This window comes from Caldicellulosiruptor acetigenus, assembly GCF_026914305.1.
GTDB classification, from domain to species: domain Bacteria; phylum Bacillota; class Thermoanaerobacteria; order Caldicellulosiruptorales; family Caldicellulosiruptoraceae; genus Caldicellulosiruptor; species Caldicellulosiruptor acetigenus.
On record NZ_CP113866.1, the window covers coordinates 111351 to 127698 of the forward strand.

At 35.6% G+C, this 16348-nt stretch carries 12 protein-coding genes; 10 read left to right on the forward strand and 2 right to left on the reverse strand.

Annotated elements, in window-relative coordinates; translation table 11 throughout:
• The first annotated feature begins 70 nt into the window (after positions 1 to 70).
• The 10 genes from OTK01_RS00425 to OTK01_RS00470 all read left to right on the forward strand — a co-directional run bounded on the left by OTK01_RS00425 (position 71) and on the right by OTK01_RS00470 (position 13217).
• Entirely contained in the window at positions 71 to 1375 is a 1305-nt protein-coding gene (locus tag OTK01_RS00425) for an extracellular solute-binding protein (protein ID WP_029228893.1), read from the forward strand.
• Positions 1376 to 1449: 74 nt separating this feature from the next.
• Positions 1450 to 2337: a carbohydrate ABC transporter permease gene (locus OTK01_RS00430; RefSeq protein WP_232841710.1), complete on the forward strand. Its 888-nt coding sequence runs from the start codon at positions 1450 to 1452 to the stop codon at positions 2335 to 2337.
• Between the two features lie 20 nt (positions 2338 to 2357).
• Positions 2358 to 3206: a carbohydrate ABC transporter permease gene (locus tag OTK01_RS00435; RefSeq protein ID WP_029228895.1), complete on the forward strand. Its 849-nt coding sequence runs from the start codon at positions 2358 to 2360 to the stop codon at positions 3204 to 3206.
• Between the two features lie 212 nt (positions 3207 to 3418).
• Positions 3419 to 4840, forward strand: coding sequence for an ABC transporter substrate-binding protein (locus OTK01_RS00440; protein ID WP_029228896.1), 1422 nt, complete (start codon positions 3419 to 3421; stop codon positions 4838 to 4840).
• Between the two features lie 118 nt (positions 4841 to 4958).
• Positions 4959 to 5858 (forward strand): carbohydrate ABC transporter permease, encoded by a 900-nt coding sequence (locus OTK01_RS00445; RefSeq protein WP_029228897.1) that lies wholly within the window; start codon positions 4959 to 4961, stop codon positions 5856 to 5858.
• A 25-nt stretch (positions 5859 to 5883) separates the two neighbouring features.
• Positions 5884 to 6762 (forward strand): carbohydrate ABC transporter permease, encoded by an 879-nt coding sequence (locus OTK01_RS00450; protein WP_029228898.1) that lies wholly within the window; start codon positions 5884 to 5886, stop codon positions 6760 to 6762.
• A gap of 54 nt (positions 6763 to 6816) precedes the next feature.
• Complete coding sequence (locus OTK01_RS00455; protein ID WP_029228899.1) at positions 6817 to 9114, forward strand: glycoside hydrolase family 65 protein; 2298 nt, start codon at positions 6817 to 6819, stop codon at positions 9112 to 9114.
• A gap of 8 nt (positions 9115 to 9122) precedes the next feature.
• Positions 9123 to 11402: a glycosyl hydrolase family 65 domain-containing protein gene (locus OTK01_RS00460; RefSeq protein ID WP_029228900.1), complete on the forward strand. Its 2280-nt coding sequence runs from the start codon at positions 9123 to 9125 to the stop codon at positions 11400 to 11402.
• A 4-nt stretch (positions 11403 to 11406) separates the two neighbouring features.
• Positions 11407 to 12081, forward strand: coding sequence for a beta-phosphoglucomutase (pgmB, locus tag OTK01_RS00465; protein ID WP_029228901.1), 675 nt, complete (start codon positions 11407 to 11409; stop codon positions 12079 to 12081).
• Positions 12082 to 12209: 128 nt separating this feature from the next.
• A complete protein-coding gene (locus OTK01_RS00470) occupies positions 12210 to 13217 on the forward strand; it encodes a cache domain-containing protein (RefSeq protein ID WP_029228902.1) in 1008 nt (335 codons plus the stop codon).
• A 2-nt stretch (positions 13218 to 13219) separates the two neighbouring features.
• On the opposite strand, the gene OTK01_RS00475 is transcribed toward OTK01_RS00470, so the two are convergent.
• Both OTK01_RS00475 and OTK01_RS00480 read right to left on the reverse strand, forming a co-directional pair.
• Complete coding sequence (locus OTK01_RS00475; protein ID WP_029228903.1) at positions 13220 to 14953, reverse strand: sensor histidine kinase; 1734 nt, start codon at positions 14951 to 14953, stop codon at positions 13220 to 13222.
• Positions 14943 to 16232: a response regulator gene (locus OTK01_RS00480; RefSeq protein WP_232841708.1), complete on the reverse strand. Its 1290-nt coding sequence runs from the start codon at positions 16230 to 16232 to the stop codon at positions 14943 to 14945. The genes OTK01_RS00475 and OTK01_RS00480 overlap by 11 nt, the downstream gene beginning before the upstream one ends.
• Between the last annotated feature and the right edge of the window lie 116 nt (positions 16233 to 16348).

Sequence of the window (16348 nt, forward strand, 5' to 3'; positions counted from 1 at the left end):
ATATAAACTATTGGGCATTTGATACTAAAATTAAATTGAAAAATAAAAAACGAAATGGAGGTAGTATGCAGTGAAAAAGTCATTAAGGTTCATAGCTTTGGCTGTTTTGGTGATTTTTGCTTTTTCGTTTGTCTTACTTACTCAGGTGGGTGAAAAGAAAGTACAAGGTGCGACAAATGAACTTACGTTCTGGAGCTGGGTGTCTGACTCTGACACAATAAAACAGGTGTACGAGCAGGCTATCAAAGAGTTTAATTCCAACAACAAGTATGGTGTTAAAATCAAGGCTGTTTACACTCCAGGTGAGCAGTACAAGACAAAACTTCAAACAGCCATGGCAGCAAACAATCCGCCCGACATTTTAAACATGTGGGCAGCTGGAAAGATGAAACCTTATGTTGATGCAAACAGATTGTATCCAATCAGCGATATTATGAACAAGGATAAGCAATGGAAAGATAGATATGTAGACGGTGTTTTTGATCTTACAACATTTAACGGGAAAATTTATGGTATCCCGCAGATTAGAGTTGCAACAGTAATATATTACAACAAAGAAATATTCAAAAAATACAATCTGACACCGCCAAAGAAATGGTCAGAACTTGTAAATGTAATAAAGGTTTTAACAAGAAACGGTATAATTCCATTCGCTCTTGATGCAAGAGATCCGTGGATCTTGGCAATGTATGCAGAGTATATTGCAAACAGAATAGACCCTGATGCTTATAGAAAGGTTCAAAAAGATCCAAACGCATGGACAGACAAAGCGTTCATTGAGACAGGCAAGAAGATACAGGAACTGGTCAAACTTGGTGCTTTCCCGAAAGGTGCAACAAGCTTGGACTATGTTGCAGCAAGAAATCTTTTTGATCAAGGAAAAGCTGCAATGTATGTAATGGGAATCTGGGATGTAGGTTATCTTTCAACACAATCACCTGTCAAAAACAAAGTTGGTGCTTTCAAATGGCCAGAAATTGAAGGTGGGAAAGGGAATATTAATAATTTCCTGGCAGGAATAGAACAGGTAATTGCGGTAAGTTCAAATTGCAAAAATAAACAAGCTGCAGCAGCATGGCTCAAGCTCTTATCAGAACAGAGGTATGCAAAAGACCTTCTGGCTGAAAAAGCAGGGTATTTCCCATCTGTAAAAGTAAATCCTGATCCAAAGAAGGTTACAGGTCTTTATCTTGAGGTTCTTAATATGTTAAAAGATCAGAACACAAAAGATTCATTTACTTATTATGATGTCATGTTTGGACCGATAATTGGCGATGGATTTAACAATACAATACAGTCCATTTATCTTGGAAAAGACCCTGTTGAAGCATTCAAAAAGCTTGCAGACATTGCTAAAAAAGAAATGAAAAAATAAAAACTTTTGAGCCGAAGAAGTTATTTGGCTTCTTCGGCTCAATCTAAATTTTGAGAAAATTTGATGATGGCGAGGTGAAACACTTGGAAAAGGCATTTGGGAATAAATTGGCAATTGCTTTATTCATTGCACCTGCGCTAATACTTTTTACTGTGGTTGTACCCCTTCCTATCTTACATTCTTTTTATATGAGCTTTTTTAAATGGGATATGCTATCGGAGATGACATATACAGGGTTTGAAAATTACAAGGAGCTCTTTTCTGATGAGATATTTATATCATCAATTTTTCACACAATTGAAATAACCATACTTTCTTTAATTTTGCAGGTGAGCTTGGGTCTTTTTTTGGCTTTATGTATAGTCAATATAACAAGAGGAAGGAAGTATTATCAAAACGCATTTTTTATACCTAACGTTCTGTCAAGTGCGGTAATAGGTATTCTGTGGTTTTTTGTATATAACTATGACTTTGGACTTATAAACTCCATTTTAAAAACTGTTGGTCTTCAGTCTTTGCAGCAAGAGTGGCTTTCACAAAAATATGTTATCTTTGCACTGTCCATCACCACATGCTGGCAGTGGGTAGGATATCATATGATTTTATATGTTGCTGCTATTTCAGGGATACCACAGGATATCATTGAAGCAGCCATTGTTGACGGTGCCCAGGGTTTTAAAATGGTTTCAAAAATAATAATTCCTCAGATTTTGCCCGTTTTGAGGGTTTCAATAGTCTTGATAATAACAGGGTCGCTGAAATACTTTGACATGGCATGGATAATGACTGAAGGTGGTCCAGATTTTGCTTCAGAGACAATTGCCACATACATATACAGAACTGCCTTCAATAAACTTCAGTATGGTCTTGGAAGTGCAGCGTCAACCTTTTTGTTTGCTGTGAGCATTTTGATTACTATTGTCATAAACAAATTCGCAGCTAAAAGGGAAATCGCATATTAGGTTTTGTGAGGTGAAACGTGGTGTTTGCAAAGTACATTAAAATTTCTTCTGCGGCAAAAATAGTCATATTTGCATTTTTGACTTTTTATTCTATCCTTACATTGTTTCCTTTAATATGGCTTGTGTACAACTCACTGAAGACAAACAATGACTTTTTGGCAAATCCTTTTGGTTTGCCGCAAATAAGCAAACTTCAACTTAAGAATTATTATGATGCGTGGGTAACCATGGGAATACAGCGCTTTACAATAAACAGCCTTATAATTTCTTCTGTGAGCGTTGTTTTGTCCATTCTCATAAGCTCAATGGCAGCATATGCAATTGAGAGGATGATATGGCGCTCGAGCCAAAAAGTTTTGAATTACTTTTTAGCAGGCATCATGGTTCCAATACAGATAATATTGATTCCACTTTTTATAAACTTTAAAAAGCTAAACCTTTTGGACTCACGCATAGGACTTTTGATTCCAACAGTTGCATTTGCCCTGCCAACATCCATATACATTCTAACAGGATTTTACAAAACCATCCCGCGAGAGTTAGAAGAAGCAGCTTTGATTGACGGCTGCTCTGTGTACAAGATATTTTACAAGATCATTCTTCCGTTGACGATGCCGGCTTTTGTAACAATTGCAGTTTTCAATTTCCTTGGCGCATGGAACGACCTTTTGATACCCTTGGTTCTGATACAGACACCAGAACTTATGACACTGCCTGTTGGTCTTTTGAACTTCAGGGGAATGTACGGTGCAGAGCTTACCAAAATGTTTGCTGCAGTTGTGATATCAGCAATACCAAGCATAATAATTTACTTTGTTTTGCAAGACAAGCTTCTAAAAGGTATGATTGCTGGGGCTGTGAAGGGGTAAAAAATGGAAACAAGGAGAAACCAGAATTGAGGGACTGGCAAATAAAGCAACGACCAGTCCTTTTTTGTTTGCCATCAAAAACTTTTTGTATCCAATAAATAACAATAATTTTACAAACCTTTTTGCATTTTTACCCGCTTTAAAACAAAGCAGCGGGTGCTTATTATATAAATTGTCAAATAAAAATAAACCAATTTGAAGGGGGATTTGTGATGAGCAGGTTGTTTCATCTGAAGAATTGGCGAATTGTGAGTATTGTGACAGCATTGATTTTCTTGGCTGGAATTGTTTTGGGAGTTGCCTTGATTTCTTCAAAGCCGGCAAAAGCAGTTGCATCTCAGACAGTTTCTATCAGAGTTGGTATTTGGCCACTTGACAACGATGAAGCAGGCAAAAAAGCATGGCAAAAGTATGAGCAAAACTTTAAAAAGAAATATCCCAACATCAAATTGATTCCTGATCCATATTCATATTCACCAGAAACATTTCTTCCAAAAGCAGAAAGTGGAGATTTACCAAACATATTCTACACATGGTTTACAGAACCAAGGAAGATAATACCAGCAGGATATGCAGCAGACATTACAACATATGCAAAAAAATATGGGTATGACAAGGCCATCAACCCAGACGTTTTAAAGCTTTTGACTTATAACGGGAAAATCTATGGCATTCCTCGCGATGGTTATGCACTTGGGCTTTACCTCAATATGAACCTCTTCAAAAAGGCAGGTTTAGTTGACAAGAATGGTTTGCCAAAATATCCGAAAACATGGGATGAACTTGCAAAGACAGCTCAAATTATAAAGCAAAAGACAGGAAAAGCAGGCTTTTTCATGCCAAGCAAGGACAATGTAGGTGGCTGGCACTTCACAGCTATTGCATGGTCATTTGGCGCAGAATTTGAAAAGAAAGTGGGTAACAAATGGGTACAAGGGCTTGACAGCCCAGGTGCAGTTGCAGCATTGCAGTTCATCAAAGATTTGAAATGGAAATACAATGTACTTTTGCCGAACACACTGCTCAGCTGGGGCGATTGGATCAAGTATTATGGTACAGACCAGGTTGGAATGGTTCTGGCAGCACCAGACGTTATTAATCTTCCTGTTCAGGACTACAAGATGAGTAAGGACGCAATTGCAATTGTTCCAATTCCAAAGGGACCAAAAGGACAGTACACATTAATGGGCGGAACAGCAATAATGTTCTCATCAAATAGCACACCTGCACAGATTGATGCATGCTTTAAGCTTCTGGAAGTTATAGGTATGTCACCAAAGGTTGACAAGGAAACACTCAATGCTATTGAGATAAGCCTCAAGGAAAAAGCAGCTCAGGGCTTACCAGTTGGGCCAAGAGCACTTCCTGTTTGGGTCAACAAAGAAAGAGTTCAGGCAGAAGATGCTATCTACAAGAAATATACAAATGTCAACATGGCATTCTTCAAACCATACTATGATGAAGCATTCAAACACTTGAAACCAGAAGAGCCTTACTACACTCAAGATCTTTACAGAATATTAGATGGATGCATCCAGCAAGTTTTGACAAACAAGAATGCCGATCCTAAGAAGATACTGCAAGCAGCAGGAAAAGAGTTCCAAACAAAGTTCTTGGATAAGGTTAAAGAATAAGGCTTAAGTTAGCTTCATCCTGGGGAGGAAGTAGAAAAAACTGCTTCCTCCCATAATTGAATTTTTTGTTTGGACATCATATGCGGATGTAAAGCTTTTAAAAAGGTGGGGTTAGGTTGTGAATAAAAAAATGAGCGGGAAACTATCCAACAGATTATCTGAGAATATCTCTGGGTGGTTAATTCTGCTGCCAAGCATAGTTCTTTTTACCTTTTACATTTGGGAGCCAATGATTTATAGCTTGATACTTTCTTTAAACGAGACAAAAGGTTTCAGAATGGAAAGGTTTGTAGGATTGCAAAACTATATAGACGTTCTAAAAGATAGTGTTTTTCATCAAGCGCTGATAAATACATTCTTTTATGTTATCTGGTCACTCATCATAGGCTTTTTAGTTCCCATTATAGTCGCACTGATAGTTAATGAAATGGTATACCTAAATTCATTTTTCAGGTTTTCCATATACTTTCCCAATATGGTTCCTGGTGTTGCCGCGCTTGTTCTGTGGGGATTTTTGTTTGACCCAAGCGAAGGCGGGCTTTTGAATGCTATCAGGATAAAGCTTGGTCTTCAGCCTTCTGACTGGCTGCAAAATCCCAAACTTACAATTCCTCTTTTAATATTCATCATGACGTGGAAATCGGCAGGTTCAACAGCACTAATTTACATTGCAAGGCTTCAGGGGATAAACCAGGAGCTGTATGAGGCTGCTTGCATTGATGGGGCAGGGATTTTTAGAAGAATTATTCACATTACACTGCCAGAGCTTTATTCCACAGCAAGAATGCTTTTAATAATGCAGATAATATTTGTCTTCCAGGTATTGTACGAACCACTTGTTTTAACCGGTGGTGGACCAAACAACGCATCGCTGTCGTTGATGCTTTTGAGCTACAACTATGCTTTTGTTGATTTTGTTGCTGGAAAGTCTGCAACTGTAAGTGTACTGGTTACTTTGATTCTAATGTGTCTTACCTTCATATATATGAAAGCTACAAAAGAAAATAATAATGTTTAAGAAGTTGGCAAGGGGGCTCAGAAACTTGAGTAGATTAGATTCCAAAACAACTGGTATTATAAATTTTTTAGACCTCAGAAAACCAAGTGTAAAAGCACTTTATTATATACTCTTGTTTATTAGCTGCTGCATTGCTTTTGTGTGTTTAGCACCGCCTTTGTGGGTATTTCTATCAAGCTTGAAGAATATAAAAGAGTTTGCTCAGGTACCGCCCACCATAATTCCACATACATTTGAACCTCAAAAGATTATAACCACTTGGAAAACTCTCAATTTTACAAAGTACTATATAAACTCCTTCATTTTAGTAGCAGGGAGTGTGGTATGCGCAATAGTTTTCAATGGCTTGGCAGGATATGTTATCTCAATCATCAAGCCGCGAGGGTATAGATTTGTATTCAATCTAATTTTATGGAGTTTGATGATTCCTGCAACCATCAATCTTGTACCTATTTTTAAAAATATAGTTGCGCTTAAATTAAACAACTCATACATTCCACTGTGGCTCAGCTATGGTGCAAATGCTTTTTATGTGCTGCTATTTAAAAATTTCTTTGATGAGATTCCAAGAGAAATAATTGAAGCTGCTAAAATTGATGGATGCCCTAACTTGAGGCTGTTTTACAAGATTGTTATGCCACTTAGCGTTCCAATAATAATGGTGGTGACAATATTTTCTATAAATGCTTCATGGTCGGATTTTCTCCTGCCTTATATCGTTCTCAAAAATCGTGAAAGCTACACAGTTATGATAAAGATATATGAAATGTCTTTCGGGAATACATGGATGTCTGCTGATATGAAGATGTTAGCAGTGCTTTATGCAATATTGCCACCAGTGGTATTGGTAATATTCTTCCAGAAATATCTCACCCAAGGTGTTGTAATTGGAAGTTTGAAGTAAGAACTTTTTGCAGAACTTCACGGACAAAATAGAAAAAGATGAGGTGTTGGCAGAGTGATAAACAAAAAGGGTAGCAGATATGTAAAAATAGATCCATGGTGCATAATTGAAGAAAATTTTGACAAATCAAACATGAGAGTTTTAGAATCTCTGTTTACTGTGAGCAACGGTTACATTGGCACAAGAGGATACTTTGATGAGCTTTATACGGGTGACACTCACATCGGTACTTACGTTGCAGGTGTGTTTGAAGAAATATATGAAAAACCTTCATACAAAGGAGTGCCAAACAGAACCCAGTTTGTTGTCAACAATGCAAACTGGCTGTACACAAGAATTATCGCAGATGGTGAGGAGCTTGACCTGAACCAATCTAATTTTTCGGAGTATAAAAGAGTGCTTGATCTTAAAAAAGGTATTTTGACAAGAGAATTTATTTGGCACACCCAAAAAGGTTCAAGTTTTAAGCTCAAGTTTGAAAGATTTATTAGCATGACTCAAAACAATGTATGCTGTCAGAAGATAGAAATTACATCGTTGAATAAAAGTGGTAAGGTAAAAATCATCAGTGGGGTTGATTTTTCTCACAAGCACAGGATATATGACACAAACTACTGGGAGTGCTTATTTAAAACAAATGAAAATGATTACATCTCTATTGGATGTAAAACAATAAGGACCAACAAAATAAGCTTTGCAAACTTTAAAATAGAGGCAAGCAAGGCATATGAGCAAGGAATTGTTGAAGATGAGAAGATCATAGCAAAAGAGATGGTTTTTGATATAGAAGAAAATGAAAGTATAGAGATTGAAAAGGTTGTTGTTATAAATTCGTTTGAGAGATTAAATGAAAATTTGCAGAGTGAGAATAGAAAACTTTGTCAGTCCATATTTGGTCAATATAGCTATTCAAAGTTAAAACAAGAGCATGAAAAATTTTGGGAGAAGATGTGGGAAGAAGTTGATATTGAAATAGGTCAAGATAGCGAAAACCAGCAGGGTATAAGGTTCTGCATATTTCAGATGCTGCAAGCATATTCAGGCATACAACAGGTTGTTGCTGGGATTGGCGCAAAAGGTTTGAGCGGTGAAGTGTACAATGGCAATTCGTTCTGGGACAGTGAAGTTTACTGTCTTCCATTCTACCTATTTACAAACATTGATGCAGCAAAAAAGCTTTTAGAGTTTAGATACTATACCCTGCCCCAGGCAAAACAAAGAGCAAAAGAGCTTGATTTGAAAGGAGCATTTTATCCAATCGCCACAATTGACGGTACAGAGTCATGTACGCTGTGGCAGCATGCAAATCTGCAGCTTCAGGTAAGTACAGCTGTCGCATACGGACTTTATCACTATTATATTGTCACAAAAGATGAAAAGTTTTTGTTTGAAAAAGGGACAGAGATACTAATTGAGGTTTGCAGGATGCTGGAGAGCAGGTGCCAACTTGGGCAAAAAGATGGCAAGTATGGCTTTTTTGGAGTGATGGGGCCAGATGAGTTTCACATGATGGTAAACAACGATTTTTACACAAATTACATGGCAAAGAAGACTTTTGAGTTTACTATAGAGGTCTTGAAACTGCTAAAGGCCAAAGATGAAAAGTTATATAATGAAATAACCAGAAAGACAGAGCTTGAAAACAGTGAAGTGGAAAGATGGGCTGATATTGCGAAAAATATGAATATAATTCAAGACCCTCAGAGCAAGGTGTTCGAACAGCATGAAGGCTACTTTAACCTGCCTCATATAGAACTTTCAACAATTCCTGAAGATCAGATTCCAATATACAAAAACTGGGCGTATGACAGGATATTTAGGTATGACATGATAAAACAGCCTGCAGTTTTGCTTTGCATGCTTTTGTACAGCAGCGACTTCTCTTTTGAAGAGAAAAAAGCAAATTATGACTATTATGATTTAAGATGTATTCATGAATCGTCACTGTCTCCTTCAATTCATTCCATCTTAGCATGTGAACTTGGCTATTATGACAAGGCTTATGAGTACTTTAAGTATGCCACACGCTTGGACCTTGACAATTACAACAGAAACACTGAAGAAGGACTTCATATAACATCGCTGGCTGCAGCATGGCTGAACATCGTCTATGGTTTTGGTGGTATGAGGTCTGATACAGCGCCCATAAAGCTTGCTCCAATCATTCCAGATAACTGGAGTTATTATTCTTTCAGAATCAAATATAATAGAGCGGTATTAAAGATAGTTGTAGACCCACAGTATGTTACTATCAAAAAGCTCAAAGGTCCAGATGTTGATCTAATGGTTTATGATAAAACCTACACCATAACAGAAGATGAGATTAAAATCCCGCTTCAGAAAAGGAGGTAAATTTGATTTTGAGCTGGAGAATTTCAAAAGAGGGGTTTGACCCCTCTTCAATAGAATTGGACGGTAGCAGATTTCTAATTGCAAATGGATACATGGGATACAGAGGAACCTTAGAAGAGTTTGGCAAGGATGAGCTTGTTGCGTGCACTGTTGCAGGTGTTTACGACAGGTATGATGATAAATGGCGAGAGTTAGTAAACGTGCCAAATGGACTTTTTGTAAAAGTGTATTATAACGATACCCTTCTTTCTCCAATGACTTTCCAATATTGTGCTCACACTTATGGTCTTGATTTGAAAGATGCGTATTATTTCAGAGACACAAAGTTTTTTGTTGATAAAGAGAAGTGGATAAGAATACAAACAAAAAGATTTGCAAGCAGCACAGACTACCATCTTTTGTGCTTAGAATATTCTATCACTGCAAATTTTGATTGCGAGATAGAAATACAAACAGGGATTGATTGCGATATATGGGAGATAAACGGACCGCATTTTAAAGATATGAGATTTGAAAACCAAGATAGAGTTTATACTATATCTCTTGTAACAAATGAAAACAAAAATATTGTTGTTGCTGAGATTTCTGATCACTTAGATGATTTCAGTGATGATGTTGGTCCAAAGTTATATATAAGAAAAAGCAAGGTGAAATTGGCAAGAGATAAAGAGTTTAAGTTCTATAAATACATGTGTGTTACTCACTCAATTGAATTTGAAAAACCGTTTGATGAAGCAATAAAAAGAATAATTGAGGCTAAAAACTCAGGTTTTGACTCTCTTTTTGAAAAACACAAATCAAAATGGCAAGAAAGATGGAGCATATGCGATATCAGTGTAGATGGCGATGAAAAGGCAGCGTTATCTCTTCGATTTTCCATGTATCATCTTCTAAGTATTGCTCCATATCATTCTGAAAAACTTTCAATTCCTGCTCGTGGACTTTCGGGACAGATGTACAAAGGTGCAGTATTTTGGGACACAGAAATTTTTATGCTTCCTTTTTTCTCGTATACACTTCCAGATGTTGCACGGAATTTAGTAATGTATCGTGTACATACCTTGGATGGAGCAAGAAGAAAGGCAAAAGAGTATGGCTTTGAAGGTGCATTTTATGCATGGGAAAGCCAGGAGACTGGGGATGACGCATGCAGTCTTTTCAACGTCACAGATGTGATTACACAAAGACCCATAAGGACATATTTTCGGGACAAACAAATACACATAAGTGGAGATGTCGTCTATGGATTTTTTACCTATTACAATGCAACAGACGATTTTTCAATCTTCTTAGAAGGTGCAGCTGAAGCTGTATTTGAGTGTGCAAAGTTCTATTACTCTTATGCGTATTATAAACCACTAAAAGATAGATTTGAAATTTTAGATGTTACAGGACCTGATGAATACCATGAAAGAGTAAATAACAATGCCTACACTAACAGAATAGCAAAGTTTGTCTTTGAAAAAGCTATATGGTTATATGACATCCTAAAAGAGAAGTATCCAAATATCTTACAAGAAATTGACTCAAAAACAAGTATTTCTCAATATATTGAGAAAATTAAAGAAGCTGAGCAAAAGATATTCTTGCAAAAGCCAAATGAAGAAGGAATCATTGAACAGTTTGATGGTTACCTTAAGTTAGAAGACATAGAAGTAGAAAAGCTAAAAGAGAAGATGCTACATCCTTATGAGTACCTTGGCGGTGGAAATGGTTTGGCAACTCAAACTCAGGTGATAAAACAGGCTGATGTAGTTGTGCTTTTGAATTTATTTGAAAGTGAATATGAAGAAGAAATCTTAAAAGCAAACTGGGAGTACTATAATAGACGCACGGAACATGGCTCTACCCTCAGTTACAGCATGTACGGGCTTTTAGCTGCGAAACTTGGTAAGCTAAAAAATGCTTATGAATACTTTTTGAAAACAGCACTGATAGACTTGGAAGGAAATTACAAGCAGTATGTTGGGAACTTGTACATTGGAGGTACACATCCTGCTGCAAACGGTGGTGCATGGATGGCAGCAGTGTTTGGTTTTAGTGGAATTAGGGTGGATGGGACTAAAATTGAGATAGAACCACATCTTCCCTCACATTGGGAAAGCCTTAAATTTAATTTAATAATTCATGGGAATCTATTTGAGTTTGAGATTTCAAATAGCAAAATGTTGATAAAAAGCACCAGATTGAAGGATTCAATAAACAATAATTACAAAATTGTAGCAAATAAAAGGGAATTTATACATGAAATAGGACAGCTGCTTGAAATAAATTTGAAAGGGGAATGATGCATTGGTTGCTATCGAAGTTCTTCTAAAAAGTATAGAAGGTGCAATATTTGACTTGGATGGTGTCATTGTAGACACAGCAAAATATCACTATTTTGCATGGAAAAAGCTTGCAAACATGTTGCGCTTTGAATTTACTGAAAAAGACAACGAAAAGCTCAAAGGTGTCAGCAGAAAAGAGTCGCTTGAAATACTTCTCAAAATAGGTGGCAAGGAAAATGAGTTTAGTGAAGCTCAAAAAGAAGAATTGATGGACATAAAAAATAACTGGTATTTGGAGTATGTAGGCAAGCTGACTGAAGATGATCTTCTTCCCGGCGCAAAAGAGACCATATTGACCTTGAAAGAACAAGGTATAAAAACGGGATTAGCAACAGCAAGCAAAAACGCAATGTTGATACTTGAAAGGCTCAAGATAAAAGATTTGTTTGACGCAATTGTTGACGGTACGCAGATATCCCGGGCAAAACCTGACCCTGAAATATTTTTAAAATGTGCTCAAAAGCTCAAAGTAGCCCCGCAAAAATGTATTGTGTTTGAGGATGCAGCAGCGGGTATAAAAGCAGCTAAAGCAGCGGGGATGTTTGCTATTGGTGTAGGTTCGCCAGAAACGCTGAGCGAGGCTGATATAGTTGTTGGTAACCTGACCCAGTTAGTGAAGAAATTAAATTGGAAATGATATTTTAGTAAAAAGGAATGTAAGTATTTAAAATTAAGCTGTTGGTCTTTAAGTTAGCATCATAGAGGAGAATATTCATAATGTGGTATAATTAAAAATGATGATAATTTACTTAGAGGTGTTATTAAGTGTATAAGAGCATAAAATATAGAATAACACTTGTAACCTCCATCATATTCATCGGGTTTATAGTTTTAGTGGCATTGGCTTCGAACTTTATATTCAAAGATTTTTTAATGGATTATTACTACCAGCTATTACAAAAAAATGACCAGAGCATAATCAATAATTATAAAATTTATGTAACGCTAATAGAAGAGTCTGCAAAACAGATTGGGACAAATAGTAAAGTATTTGAGCTGTTAAAAAACAATAATGCAGAAGGCAATATAACAGAGATTTTAGATGGAATCAAACTATCTAATACAAGAATATTGGCAGTTGTATTGTATGATACAAATGGAAGATATTATACTTCAAGCTATGTTGTAGACTATCCGACATTGAGTGATCTTTTAAAGGATAAAAGAATAAAGGAGTTTGTTGCCAATGATAAAAAGCAAAGCTTGTGGTTGATTAGAAATAGAGGGTTAGCTCCATATTACAACAACACGTATTACAAAAGCGCCTATGGCGTTGTAAGTTTTATTTCTAAAATATATGATGAAAATAGAAAGCTATGTGGATACCTTATAATTGATATAGACCCTAAATATTTTTACCAGCGGCACTTTGGAGTTTCTCAGCACGGTGACATTTCAGTTTATCTTTACGATGAACATATTGGTCTTCTACCACGCCAGGATGAACAGACTCAAACCCTCTTAAAACTTTCCTCTGTTATAAAAAATAGAAAAATAGACACTAAAACTTTAAAGAAAGAAAATTCGTTGATAAGAATTGACGATAACACGTTACTTGATATAGTCAGTATTTTTGAGTCGGGATATATTGTCATTTTATATGACATAAGTGAATTTGGCAGGGATATTTTAACTTATACAATTCTGATAGTGATAGTAAGTAGCTTCTTAATCGGAATGTCGTTTTTATCAAGTACCATTTTAACCCAAACAATATACAAACCATTAATAAATTTGGTGGACAAGATAAGGAAATACAATTATAGCAGCTGACATCATTCACTTTTAGCTTTTATTTTAATTAAAATGGTTGTACCTTTGTTTTTTTCACTTGAAATAAACAAACCGTATTCTTTACCATATTCAATTTTAAGTCTTTCATCGACGTTTTTTAGCCCATAACCGCCTCTGCTGTTTTTGCTTAAATTATCTAATTCCGAAAGGTCAAATCCCACTCCATTATCTGAAACTTCAATATGCAAATTCTCATTAACTAACATGCTTTTTATAATAATAAGACCTTTTTCTTTCTTAGGCAAGATTCCGTGTTTGATAGAGTTTTCAACAAGCGGCTGTACAGTGAACTTGAGAATTTTCAAATCCTTTGTTTCAGGAGCAATTTCAAATTCAATATCGAATTTATTGGGAAATCTAATCTTTTCGATAGCAACAAAGTTTTTTACAAGCTCAATTTCATCAGATAATCGTATGTACTTTTCACCTCTGTGTAAACTTATACGATAGAACTTTGCTAAAGCCATAACAATATTTTCAATTTCAGGCTGCTTTTTAATTTTTGCAATCCATGCTATAGCGTCAAGAGTATTATAAAGAAAATGGGGATTTATTTGCGACTGCAATGCTGTCAGTTCAAGCTCTCTTTGTTTTTCCATATCATGGTTGATTGTTTCAACCAGGTTGCTGATTCGCTTGGTCATTTCCTCAAACGCAAGTTCTAACTCCCATATCTCATCATGTAAGTTTTTATATATATAGGGTTTTACATTTTTTGTTTGACCTATAGAATTGATTCTATTTAATAAAAATCTAATGGGATTGGTCAAAGAAGAAGCCGCCTTGATTGCTATTATAACACACAATATCAATGTAATGATTACAAGCCATATTATTACAACGTTGATTTTTGTAAGCTGTTCTTTCAAGTTGGATAGAGGTAGAAGGCTTACAATAAACCATCTGCAATTAAGACGTTCAAGATTTTCGCTGGGTCTGCTGATTGCAACAAGAAACTGCCCTTCGTTTATTGTTCTCAATGAGTAACTAAATTCTTTTTTGCTATCATAAAGCCAGTTTTCAAAGATGATGCTACCCACATACTTACTTTCAGGATGGCTGATGATTTTGTTTTGCTGGTCTATAACTAAGGTGGAAACCATATCTGATGACTTGCTTTTGTTACATATCTTAGCAATACTGTTTTCATCAATCAGCATCAGAAGGTAGCCCAAATACTGACCGGTATAAAAATTATAATATCTTTTTCCAAGAACTATATAGTTGTTTCCGTTATCTTTTACTATAGGTCCCCATACGAATAAGTTTCTTCTATCTTCTATTTGAAGAAGCAGGTCTTTTGTGATAAATACAGAAGGATTCAGTTTAGTGTTGAAGTTAAACACCTCACCTTTCTTAGTAACAATTATAATATCACCAATAAAATCATTGATTCTCAATGTGTTTAGGTATGCTATTAATTTTTTCTTTTTTTCATTGTATGACAGTTTTTCATTGGATAAAAGGTCATATATATCCTGGTTTTGAAGTAGTCTCACCGAAGTAAGATTTATATTGGTAAGAAGCAAGTAGATACCTTCCTGGATATCACTGTGAATGTCCTTGAGGTGCTTGTAGTAGTATTTTTGGATTATGAACTCACTGAACATTCGCGAAAAAGAGATTATAATGAATGTGAAAATCACTATACCCAGCACTAAAAAGAAGGTTATTCTACTTTTTAGTCTGAATTTTCGCAGAAAGTTAATTTTCATCTTTCAAATCACCTGCAAAAGAGTGATAATCCACATATTCTTTTGGAGTAAATCCTGTATACTTTTTAAATAGCTGGCTGAAATATTTAGCGTCTTGATATCCCACTTTTTCTGCAACTTCATAGACCTTCAGGTTTGTTGATAAAAGCAATTCTTTTGCCTTGGAAATTCTGTATTCGACAAGGCAATCATAGAAAGTCTTTCCAAGTTCATCTTTGAACAAATGCATCAAGTGGGAAGTACTGATGTGAAGTTTATTTGCCACTTCATCAATGGTGATATCCCTGTTGTAGTTTTCAACAATCATTTTTAGAGCATCTTTTACTTCTTTTCTGATGCCAATTAAATCCTTATCACGCGCACAGCCAATTATGTTTAGTTCTGGCAAAGGAGAGTAGTTTGAAGCTAAAGTAGCTTCTCTATAAGCTTTTGATATACTATCCCACGGGTGTATATCACTGATTCCCACTGCTACAGTAAAGTTATCATCTTGAAATTTTTTGTTGATTTTTTTAACAAGGTAGCAAAATTCATTTTTAAGCTGTTCATAAAGAGTAGTTGTATCACCATCAAGACCAATTATGATGACCAATTCATCTTCATCTTTTTCCAGATTAATACCACCATTTGAAATGCGTGCAAATACATTGTTTAATATTTGATTAGTTATGTATTCTTTTAGCATGCGTAAATGTTCGTTTGCAGTTAAAGCAGTTTTATCATAATTTGCAATTCTAATAGTTATTACTGTTATATTGTTTGAATCCACTTTGAAATAAGAAAGAGTTTCTTTAATCAAATGGCTATCTGAAACCTTTCCATATACAATTTCTCTCAGCAAACCAAGTTTTAAAACCGAAATATTGTTTTTAAAGCTATTGTAAGAGTCAATAAAATTTCTTTCACTTTCTATTTTCTTAATTACCTTTTGGATTGTCTCGATTAGTTCATTGTTATCAATGGGCTTTAGTATATAATTTGTTGCACCATACTTTATTGCTGCTCTTGCGTACTCAAAATCGTCATACGCACTTATTACTATCAGGTGAGAATTGATTTCGTTTTCTCTCAATCTTTTCATAAATTCTACACCATCTAATATAGGCATTCTAATATCAGTAATGATAATATCGGGATTGAGCGTTTTGGCAAGGTTTAGAGCATCTTCTCCATTTTCAGCATCTCCAACTATTTCTATTTGATATTTATTCCAATCAATTGTTTGTTTGAGCCCTTCCTTAACATAGTACTCATCATCCACAATCATCATTTTATACATTTCAAATCACCCAAATAATATTTTACCATAAACAAGGTGCTGGTTTAATAGAAAGTTGTAAAAGGCGCGCATGCCAAAAAAGTTAAATTCAAAACAAGATATTTAGATTTCAAAAG

What these genes read in the sequence shown, in the direction of transcription:
- OTK01_RS00440 (WP_029228896.1), top strand. Translation starts at nt 3,419, where the DNA reads ATGAGCAGGTTGTTTCATCTGAAGAATTGGCGAATTGTGAGTATTGTG.
- OTK01_RS00475 (WP_029228903.1), bottom strand. Translation starts at nt 14,953, where the DNA reads ATGAAAATTAACTTTCTGCGAAAATTCAGACTAAAAAGTAGAATAACC.
- OTK01_RS00480 (WP_232841708.1), bottom strand. Translation starts at nt 16,232, where the DNA reads ATGTATAAAATGATGATTGTGGATGATGAGTACTATGTTAAGGAAGGG.